At 66.6% G+C, this 1379-nt stretch carries 1 protein-coding gene and 1 pseudogene; both read right to left on the minus strand.

Annotation, left to right across the window (positions count from 1 at the left end; all coding sequences use genetic code 11):
* Positions 1–128 precede the first annotated feature (128 nt).
* Positions 129–941 (minus strand): NHL repeat-containing protein, encoded by an 813-nt coding sequence (locus tag OO71_RS45860; RefSeq protein WP_051793275.1) that lies wholly within the window; start codon positions 939–941, stop codon positions 129–131.
* Positions 942–1183: 242 nt separating this feature from the next.
* Positions 1184–1379: pseudogene (locus OO71_RS51145) on the minus strand (hypothetical protein); the annotation flags it as partial.

A 1379-nucleotide genomic window follows, 5' to 3' on the forward strand; every position in this document is an offset into this window, starting at 1 on the left:
GAACCCGTCCCCGAGCCCGGGATCGATCGTCACCTGAATCCGCTCGGCGGGGAGCCCACTCAGCCGCACAATAGCGGCCACCGCATGCTGCTTGACTGTTCCCGTCACAGAAACTCTCCTGTCCACGTTCAGTTTCCCGGCCCGGCCGGAACCAGCCGGATCTCACGCCCACCAATAACGAACTCGGTGACATACACCGATCCATCCACACCGACCGCCACGCTGTGCGGACTGTTCAACACCCCCACCGCCAAGTCCGGACGCACCGTCTCCCCGCCACGATCAAGATTCGGCCACCCCGGCTGTTTCGGCACCCCCGGATACGCCACGATCTCCTCGACCCGCTCCCCATCGAGATCGACGGCCAGCACCGCCCGCTCGACATCCGCCACAATCAACCTGCCGTCCCGCACCGCAAGCCCGGCCGGGCTCCGCACCAACGGATCCGTGAACGTGCCCAGATACGTGCCATCCAGCCGGAACGACACAAGCCGGTGATTACCGCGATCGGCGACCACGAGGCGCTGATCATCGAGGATCGCGATGTCATGCGGGCACTGGAAATCCGTCCCCGTATCACTCCCATTGAGCGTCAGCAGATACTCCGAGCCACGGAAATAGTGCACCAGACTGGCGCCATACCCGTCGGCCACCACGACCGTGTCCCCGCTCACCGCAACCGCGGTCGGCCGCCACGAATCCCCGGCATACGCGGGAAGATCCGGCGGAGTCAGCGGACGGAACTCCCGCGTCGCCAGATCGAAACACCCCGCCGCACCAGCACGACCCTCCGGCTCGTACCGCGGCGGACGCATCTTGAACCCCGGATCGGCCAGCCACAACACTTCCCGGCCACCACGACCGTCATACGTGATCCCGTGGACCTCCAGCAACGACACCTCGACCCGGCCCACATCCCCGCCCGGCGCCTGCACCAGCACCGCACCACCCGCCGGATCAGCCCAATACACCGCACCCGCCGAGTCGACCGCAATCCCCGAATGCGACCACTCCAGACTCCCCGCGGTACCAGGCGCGAGCGTCTGCCAGGACGCGGACCGTGGTCGAGCACCTCACTACCAGCCCGGCATTCCCCGGCGATACCCCGCATCCACCCTGGTACCCAGCCAGTGGGTGATGCGGTCGCAGAGTACCAGCCGGATGACCCCCTGATCGGTCCCGGTCAGCCCGCCGACGCCCGCCACCCGCTCGCCACGAGCTTGTCGACAGTGTCCGGATGCAGCGTGCGATCCAGGATAAGATCCACCCCACCAAGAATCTCCGCGTCAGTACCGACCGTCCCCACCCGCACATCAAGCGCGTCGGTCACCACCGGAAGACACTGCTGGAACACCGCACCCCGGATCGCCGCCACAAAC

It is taken from the genome of Amycolatopsis jejuensis (assembly GCF_000717335.1).
GTDB lineage: Bacteria > Actinomycetota > Actinomycetes > Mycobacteriales > Pseudonocardiaceae > Amycolatopsis > Amycolatopsis jejuensis.